Source organism: Candidatus Benthicola sp., assembly GCF_058719085.1.
In genome coordinates, this window is the sequence record NZ_JBZQEK010000192.1 from 1 (window position 1) to 8,800 (window position 8,800).

At 69.6% G+C, this 8,800-nt stretch carries 6 protein-coding genes and 1 pseudogene; 4 read left to right on the top strand and 3 right to left on the bottom strand.

Features of this window, described 5'->3' with window-relative positions; translation table 11 throughout:
* From AC36XV_RS13365 to AC36XV_RS13380, 4 genes are all read left to right on the top strand, one after another.
* Positions 1-512, top strand: a 512-nt coding sequence (locus tag AC36XV_RS13365; RefSeq protein ID WP_492204186.1) for a gamma carbonic anhydrase family protein, incomplete at its 5' end; no start/stop codon positions are given.
* Between the two features lie 353 nt (positions 513-865).
* The gene (locus AC36XV_RS13370) at positions 866-3,409 is read left to right on the top strand and encodes a vitamin B12-dependent ribonucleotide reductase (protein WP_492204187.1); all 2,544 of its coding nucleotides are present in this window, start codon (positions 866-868) and stop codon (positions 3,407-3,409) included.
* A 469-nt stretch (positions 3,410-3,878) separates the two neighbouring features.
* Positions 3,879-4,226 (top strand): PadR family transcriptional regulator, encoded by a 348-nt coding sequence (locus AC36XV_RS13375; protein ID WP_492204188.1) that lies wholly within the window; start codon positions 3,879-3,881, stop codon positions 4,224-4,226.
* Positions 4,223-6,913, top strand: coding sequence for an ABC transporter permease (locus AC36XV_RS13380; RefSeq protein ID WP_492204189.1), 2,691 nt, complete (start codon positions 4,223-4,225; stop codon positions 6,911-6,913). Before AC36XV_RS13375 ends, AC36XV_RS13380 begins: the two co-directional genes overlap by 4 nt.
* Before the next feature lie 138 nt (positions 6,914-7,051).
* Here AC36XV_RS13380 and AC36XV_RS13385 read toward each other — a convergent pair whose 3' ends face one another.
* From AC36XV_RS13385 to AC36XV_RS13395, 3 genes and pseudogenes are all read right to left on the bottom strand, one after another.
* The gene (locus tag AC36XV_RS13385) at positions 7,052-7,480 is read right to left on the bottom strand and encodes a universal stress protein (RefSeq protein ID WP_492204190.1); all 429 of its coding nucleotides are present in this window, start codon (positions 7,478-7,480) and stop codon (positions 7,052-7,054) included.
* Positions 7,477-8,580 (bottom strand): hypothetical protein, encoded by a 1,104-nt coding sequence (locus AC36XV_RS13390; RefSeq protein ID WP_492204191.1) that lies wholly within the window; start codon positions 8,578-8,580, stop codon positions 7,477-7,479. The genes AC36XV_RS13385 and AC36XV_RS13390 overlap by 4 nt, the downstream gene beginning before the upstream one ends.
* Positions 8,555-8,800: pseudogene (locus AC36XV_RS13395) on the bottom strand (MBOAT family O-acyltransferase); the annotation flags it as partial. The gene AC36XV_RS13390 and the pseudogene AC36XV_RS13395, both read right to left, overlap by 26 nt.

Genomic DNA, 8,800 nt, shown 5'->3' on the forward strand with positions numbered 1-8,800 from the left:
ACCCGACGGCGTGGATCGCTCCTTCCGCCGACGTGGCCGGCGACGTGACCATCGGTCCGCACTCCAGCATCTGGTACCAGTGCGTTCTCCGGGGCGACATCGCGCCCATCGAGATCGGGGAGGAGACCAACGTCCAGGACCTCACCATGGTCCACGTGGACTTCGATCGGCCCTGCCGCATCGGCGATCGGGTCGGCATCGGTCACCGGGCGATCATCCACGGCTGCGAGATCGAGGAGGACTGCCTGATCGGGATGGGCGCCGTCCTGCTCTCCGGTGCCGTGATCGGCGCCGGCAGCGTGATCGGGGCGGGGGCGGTCGTCCGCGAAGGCATGCAGGTACCGCCGGGGAGCCTGGTAGTCGGCGTCCCGGGACGGGTGGTGAGGAGCGTCGACGAAGAGCTCCGCCGCCGGGCCCGGCTCACGGTGGAGCATTACCGGGAGCTGAAGGAAGGGCACCGCGGCGGCCGCTGGACGGGGCCGCCGACGGACCCGGCATCGAGTCACGGATGACCCCATAAAACCGCCATCATCGCGCGGACGCGCGCTTGTTACAAACCAGCCCTTGACCACCACATATGGGGTTCCTATTCTTGGTGCACCCCAACATGTTGGGGCTACGCGAACGGCGTCTTCGCCGCTCGGGGCATGACCGAGCTCGTCCCGCCCGGTCCGCGACAAACGACTCAACATCATCAGGTGTGGTGTCTGCAGGGTGACCGTCACCCCCGGGGGAATCGTCACCCCTGAACACGGCGACGGCGGGATGAAGTGCCGAGACGAACGACCTGGCCGTCCGGGCCGGGGTAGGACATAGAAACGCGGAAAGACCGTCCCGAACCCGAGAGGAAAAAAGAGGCGCCCTGATGCAGCAACCGGACACCGCGATCCGCACCGACACCGACCTGGAGTCTCCGGCCATCGACCTGGAGAGTCCTCCCTCCGACCTGCCCGAGCCCCGGCTGACCGAGAACGCCCACACGGTCCTCGCGAAGCGGTACCTGAAGAAGAACGAGGACCTCGAGCCGATCGAATCGCCGACGGACATGTTCTGGCGGGTGGCCAGGGTCATCGCGTCGGTGGACGCCGGGTACGGCGCCTCTTCCGAGCAGGTGTTGGAAACCGCACGCGAGTTCTACGAGATGATGGCGTTCGGGCAGTTCGAGCCGAACAGCCCGACGCTCATGAACGCGGGCCGGCCGCTGGGGCAGCTCAGCGCCTGCTTCGTCCTTCCGGTTCCCGACTCGCTCAGCGGGATCTACGAGACGCTCCGGGACATGGCGCTGATCCACCAGTCGGGCGGCGGGACGGGATTCGGGTTCAGCCGTCTCCGCCCGGCGGGTGACGTGGTGAAGTCGTCCATGGGTGTGGCCTCGGGGCCGGTGAGCTTCATGGAGGTGTACGACGCGTCCACCGAGGCGGTGAAGCAGGGCGGCACCCGGCGCGGCGCCAACATGGGGATCCTGCGCATCGATCACCCGGACATCCTGGGCTTCATCGACTGCAAGGAAGACAAGAACAAGATCACGAACTTCAACATCTCCGTGGCCGTCACCGAGGACTTCATGGCGGCGGTGGAGCGGGGCGAGAAGTACGATCTCAAGAACCCCCGGAGCGGCGAGCCGGTCGGCCAGCTCGATGCGCGCGAGGTGTTCGACAAGATCGTGTACGGCGCGTGGCGGAACGGCGAGCCGGGCGTGTTCTTCATCGACGAGGCCAACCGGTACAACCCGGTGCCGCACATGGGCTCCTACGAGGCCACCAACCCGTGCGGGGAGCAGCCGCTGCTTCCGTACGACGTGTGCAACCTCGGGTCCGTGAACGTGGGCGCCTTCGTGGAGGACGGCCGCATCGACTGGGACGGCATGCGGACGGCGGTCCACAAGGCCACGCACTTCCTCGACAACGTGATCGATGCCAACCAGTACCCGCTGCCGGCGATCGACGACCTGTCCAAGAACATCCGGCGCATCGGTCTCGGCATCATGGGTTGGGCCGACATGCTGGTGAAGCTGGGCGAGCCGTACGGGTCTCCGCGCTCCATCGAGCTCGGGCGGGAGCTGATGCGCTTCGTCGACGAGGAGTCCAAGGTCGAGTCGGAGCGGCTGGCGGCCGAGCGCGGCGTGTTTCCGCAGTGGGAGAAGTCGATCTGGGGCTCGGACGAGAAGGCGGCCAGGGACGAGCACGGGGCGCGGATCCGTCCCATGCGGCGCCTGAGGAACTGCAACCTCACCACCGTCGCGCCGACCGGGACGATCTCGATCATTGCCGGGTGCGCGAGCGGGATCGAGCCGCTGTTCGCGGTCGCGTTCATGCGCAACCAGGCCGGCGTGCTGATGCCCGACGTGAACCCCGAGTTCGTCCGCATGGCGAAGGAGGGGGGCTGGTACTCCGAGGACCTGATGCGCCGGATCGCCGACGAGGGCCACATCCACTTCGACGAGGTCCCGCAGGAAGTCCAGGATGTCTTCGTGACCGCGCACGACGTCACGCCGGAGCAGCACATCCGCATGCAGGCGGCCTTCCAGGCCAACACGGACTCGGCGATCTCGAAGACGTGCAACTTCCCGAACGAGGCCACCGAGGACGATGTGCGCGAGATCTTCGAGCTCGCCTACAAGCTGAAGTGCAAGGGCGTCACCGTGTACCGGGACGGCTCCCGCGATGCGCAGGTGCTGTCGACCGGCAAGACGGCGAAGCAGGTGGTGGCGGCGGCCGGCGGCGAGGCGTTCGAGAAGATCGGGGACTCGGAGCTGGCGCAGGAGCTGATCGGCGCGCTCGGTCGCATCACCGAGCTCGAAGAAGAGCTGGAGGAGCGCGAGGACCAGATCGCGGCTCTCGAGGGCGGGATGATGAAGCAGCCCGCCGTCCGCTCCCGTCCGCACGTGCTGCGCGGCGTGACCCGGAAGATCGAGTCGCCACTCGGCGACATGTACGTGACGATCAACGAGGACGAAGAGGGCCGGCCATTCGAGGTGTTCGTGGCCCTCGGCAAGGCGGGCGGGCCGGCGATGGCGGACGCCGAGGCGATCGGCCGCCTGATCAGCCTGGCGCTCCGGAGCGGCATCTCGCTCCGGGCGATCCACAAGCAGCTTCGCGGCATCTCGTCCGACCGGGCCGTCGGCTTCGGCCCGAACAAGGTGCTGTCGAGCCCGGACGCGATCGCCCAGGTGGTCGAGAAATACCTGGAGGAGAAGGAAGGCATCCAGACGAGCCTCCCGATCCAGGAGCCGGGCGCGGCCAAGGCCACGAACGGGGGAACCCAGACGGCGCACAAGCCGCAGATCCACCGGTTCGAGGAGCAGGCGGCGCTCACCTTCATCGGCACCTGCCCGGACTGCGGCTCGGGTCTCGAGTTCGCCGAGGGGTGCGTGAAGTGTCACGCCTGCGGCTACAGCGAGTGCGGATGACGTCGAAACCCTGACTTCGAGAGCCTCCGTCCGGCCCGGTGTGGACCCCGAATTCCGCCGACAACGCCGCGACGGAGGCTCCGGACCTAACGCCGGGGTCGACGAGAGTCCCTCCGGTTGATCCGGGCGGCACGGGGACGCCCGGCGTCCTGTTCCGGGATCGGCGGAGACGTGGCGTGAGCCCGATCCGCTGACGACAACAGACGGACAGGACAGCGGAAGCCCGGTCGAAAGGCCGGGCTTTCGTGTTTCGGGGTGGCGTGTCGCGCTTCTGCGTCCGGTTCTTCGAGCCGTCGGGAAGCGTTCCGCGCTTCCTTCTCCAGACCTACATCCCACCCGAACCTTGACATGAGGGTAGAATGTCTACATAGTGTCGATAGAATATCTACATAGTGTCGCGGTCGGAGCGGGGCTGCCGGAGCGAGCCGCCGCGAAGATCACGACACGAGCACCGGACGGAGACAGGTCCATGGGCCGCAGACAGCTGGGATACGCCACGATCGCCGTGCTGAAAGCCGTGCGGGACGGGTACGGATACGGCACCGACATCATGGACCGCACGGGCCTCCCGAGCGGGACCGTCTACCCGGCGCTCAGCCGGCTCGACGAGCGCGGCTACCTGCGCAGCCGGTGGGAGAAGAGGGAAGTGGCGGATGCCGAGCGTCGGCCCCGCCGCCGGTACTACCGGCTCACGCCGTCGGGACGGAGCGCGCTCGACGCGGCGGTGCGACGCCTGGCGGCGCTCACCCAGGAGGCCGGCGCCAGGTCGCAGTCCCACGCATCGGCGGGTGACCCGGCCCGCGAGGGGGCGCGGTGAGCGGCGCGCCGGACCGGACGGAGCTTCCGGTCGTCGCCGGCTCCATTCTCGCGCTCGCGTCGCTCCTCGTCCCGGGCGACCGGCGGGATGGCTGGCTGGAGGCGTGGCAGGCCGAGCTCCTGCACTGGCGGGAGGCGAGGTCCCGGCTCGGCCGCGCGCCGGGCGGGTGGGCTCTCGCGATGCGGGCCGTCGGCGCGGTCCCGCACGCCGCCTGGGAGCGCGTGCTCGATTTCGAGGCGCTGGTGGCGGACCTGAGGAACGGGGCGCGCCGGTTGCTTCGCACCCCGGGGTTCACCTCGGTATCGGTGATCACGCTGGCTCTCGGGATCGGAGCGACGACGGCGATCCTGAGCGTCGTCTACGGCGTGCTTCTCCGCCCCCTGCCGTACCCTCAGTCGGACGACCTGGTCGTGGTGTGGCACGCCTCCGAGGGCCTGGGCTACGACCGGATCCGGATGACGAAGGGGATGTTCCTCGAGATCGAGGGGGAACAGTCGGTGTTCGAGTCCTTCGGAGCCTGGACGCCGGGAAGCGTCACCGTCACCGGCCTGGCGGACCCCGAGAACGTGAACATCATCAGCGTGTCGGGGGGCGTGTTCCCGGCGCTCCGCGTGAACGCCGAGGCGGGCCGGCTGTTCGGTCCGGCCGACCTGCATCACGAGGCGCCGCTCACCGCCGTGCTCAGCCACGGATACTGGGAGCGCCGGTTCGGCGGGGATCCGTCGGTGATCGGTCGGGTGCTCACCCTCGACGGCGTGAGCACCCAGGTGATCGGCGTCCTTCCGGCCGACACGCGCTTCCTCGATCGGGCCCCGGACCTCTACCTGCCGCTCCGGGTCGATCCGGAAAGTGCCGGGCTGCTGAGCTTCGACTTCAACGGGCTGGCGCGCCTCAAGCCCGATGCGGAACCGGAGACGGTCCAGGCGGACCTGTCCCGGCTGATCGTCCCCTCCGCCGAACGCTACGGCTGGGCGACGGTGGAGCAGGCCCGTGAGTTCGGTCTCACCCCCAACGTCCGCCCGCTGCGCGAGCAGGTCGTCGGCAACATCGCCCGAACGCTGTGGGTGCTGCTCGGGGCCGTCGGGCTCGTGCTGCTGCTCGCCTGCGTGAACGTCGCCAACCTGCTGCTCGTCCGCGCCGAGTCGAGACGCCGCGAGGTGGCGGTGCGCAAGGCGCTCGGAGCCGGACGGAGCCGGATCGCCCGACACTTCGCCGCGGAGACCGTGCTCCTCGGTCTGGCGGGAGGAGCGGCCGGCATCGGCCTGGCGGTCGTCGCGCTGAACGTCCTGCTGAGCGCCGCCCCCGCCTCGCTGCCCCGCACCTCGGAGATCGGTCTGAGCCTCCCCGTCCTGGCCGGCACGCTGACCATCGCGCTCGGCGCGGGACTCCTGTTCGGGCTGATTCCCGTCTCGGGTCGTGAGCGGAAGAACCTCGCCTCGGCCCTCCGCGAGGGGGGACGAAGCCGCACCTCCGGCAAGTCCAGCAGCCGCACGCGGAGCGCGCTCGCCAGCCTGCAGGTGGCGCTCGCCCTCGTGCTTCTGCTCGGCTCCGCCCTCATGCTGCGCTCGTTCCTCGCCCTTCGCTCGGTGGACCCGGGCTTCGAGCGCCCCGAGGAGGTCCTCACGTTCCGGCTCATGATTCCGCCGGCCGACGTCCCCGGCGAGGACGAGGCGATCGCCATGCAGCGGCAGATCGTCGAGCGGCTGGCCGCCGTGCCGGGCGTCGAGTCCGTGGGGCTCGCCTCCGGCTTCGCCATGGAGCACCGCAGCCACGGGAACAGCCTGTGGCTCGAGGGATCCCGGATCGACGAAGGCCTCCAGCCGGAGATCAACTACAAGGCGATCGGGGCCGACTACTTCGAGGCGATGGAGATCCCCCTCCTCGCGGGCCGCACGATCCAATGGGACGACATCACCGATCGGCGACCGGTCGGGCTGATCACGGAGAACCTGGCCCGCCGCCACTTCGGCGATCCCGCGGCCGCACTCGGCAAGCGCATCCGGCACACGCCCGACGAGCCGTGGCGCGAGGTCATCGGCGTGGTCGGAGACGTCAGGGACGACGGCCTCGCCGCGGATCCCCCGGGGGTGGCATACTGGCCGATGGCGGTGAACGACTTCCTGCAGTTCCCGAGCTGGGTGCGCCGCAACATGGCCTACGTGCTGCGGACCTCGGTGCTTCCGCCGACGGCGCTGCTGCCGCAGGTGCGGGAAGCCGTGTGGTCGGTCAATCCGAAGCTCCCGCTGGCCGGCGTACGCACGCTCGACGAAGTGGTGCAGCGCGACGTGGCGCCGACCGAGTTCGTGATGACCCTGCTGCTGGCCGCGGCCGCCGTGGCGCTCCTGCTCGGTGCCGTGGGGGTGTACGGCGTGATCAGCTACTCGGTGACGCAGCGACGGCGCGAGATCGGGATCCGGATCGCGCTCGGAGCGACCGCGGCGGATGTGAAGCGCCTGGGAATCCGGCACGGACTGGCGATCGCCGCCGCCGGCGGTCTGCTGGGAGCGGTTCTGGCCTTCGCCCTCGGACGGGGGATGGCGGCGCTTCTGTACGGAGTGAGCCCGTCGGACCCGGTGAGCCTGGGCGCGATCGCCGCACTCCTGCTCGGCATCGTGCTCCTCGCCTCCTGGGTGCCGGCGCGGCGGGCCACACGGGTCGAGCCGACGGTGGCGCTTCGGGCGGAGTAGGGGAGGCACCGGCGGTTCGGGCTCACGAATCCCGGGTCCGCCGGCACGGCCCGGAAGACATGGCCGGGAAGGTATGGCGGGGCCGGCATGTCCGGGCTGGCGGACTCGCTCACGCCCGCGCCCGCCGCCTCCGGCGGATCAGCGGGACGGCACCACCAGGACCGGGACCTTCGCCTTCCGCATCACGCCGGACGACACGCTGCCCACCAACAGGTCGAACAGCTTTCCGTGACCGTGGGACCCGACCACGATCACCTCGGCCTGCAGCCGCTCGGCCTGGTCGAGGATCGTCTGGATCGTCGGTCCCTGGACCATCAGGGCGCTCACCTGGTGGCCCCTCTCGCGCAGCCGGTCGGCGAGACCCTGCAGCTGCTCGTGCTCCCTCTTGAACTCGACGGCCACGTCGTGACGCACCTCGTCCGGGCCGGCCTCGTAGCCGACGAACGACGGGTCGGGCTCCGCCACGTGGAGCAGGTAGATCTCGCGGTTGGGGCGCGCCAGCCGGGCCACGATCTCCAGCTGATCTTCCGCCACGGAAGAGAAGTCGACGGCTACGAGCAGGCTCACGTTCCCATCTCCTGTCGATGGACTCCCGCCTCGGTCATCCGCTCCCTCAAGATACGCACCAGGGCCCTCGTCCACCGGGACTTGTCGCGCGAGCTGATGTGGGACCACTCCGGAGTCCGCACATCCGAAAGCTCCGGGTAGTCCTCGAAGTGCACGCCCACGGCGCCCGCCGTGGTCACGATCGGCTCCCACACGCGCTCGCGGGGCGTGACCTGCCGCTCGATCTCCCGGAACCAGTCGCTCGAGGGCGGCCGGATGAACACCACCTCTCCGCCTCGCTCACGGATCTTCGCGACATCGGCCGCGACCTGCTCGAGCAGGGCCTCGAAGGCGGCCCGGGCCTCTTCCGGCGGCGGCGGAGGGGGCAGCGACTCGACGATCGCCTGCCACGTGCCGGTGACGGTGGCGTTCAGCACGGGATCGTCCTCCACCCGGTCCCACAGGTCCGACTCCCGGTGCCGGTCCATGTTCTCGATCTTCCGTACCTCGGGCGGCTGGTAGGGAAGTCCCGGCCGCTCGGGCCACCACGCCTGCCTCTGGAGCACGGCGAAGAGGGCGAAGTCCCAGTTGTAGAACGCGAGGTTGCTCTCGAGCGGGTAGGAGAGCTGCGTGCCCACCCGCTGCGACGGGCTCTCGTCCTCGTAGTACTCGAGCACCCCGTCGCGGCCGCCGATCCCCGGCATCAGCACGAGCGGCGGCGTGATCCCGACCACCAGGAGGCCGCGGAAATCCTCGTCCTCCGCTAGGTGGGTGAGGATAGGGAGCGGGTTCGAGCCTTCGAGCGCCAGCTGAATTCCGTGCACCCCGGTCAGCTCCTCCCACACCTCGAGGTCGATGTCGAACTGCGTCCGGGAGGACCCGATGAACACCGTCGCGTTCGGCTCCTGCGCGTCGACCCGCCGGCGCACGTCGGCCCACTGCCCGTCGCTGTTCCGGTACGAGGGCACGACCTCCTGCGCGACCCGCCAGTACGCCTCCCACGCCCCGATGCCGGCGGCCGTGAGGACGACGGCGAGGAGCGCCGCGCCCGACCACCGGACCTGCGGGATGCGCCGGTGGAAGACCGGCTCCGACTCAGAACTGGAAGTAGATGAAGGCATTGCCGGTTCCTTGAGTGGTCACGATCAGGAAGAGCATTCCAGCCCACGCGAGGCCCACCACGGGCCACGGCAGACGGGCCACCACGTCTTCGAGGCGGCGATTCCGCATGTACCAGTGCACGGCCAGCATGCCGACCGTGACCGTCAGGACGGTGATGACGAGGAAGCTCGAGAGCACGAGCTCCGCTTCGGGCGCTCCGAAGCCGAGCATGGCGCGCGT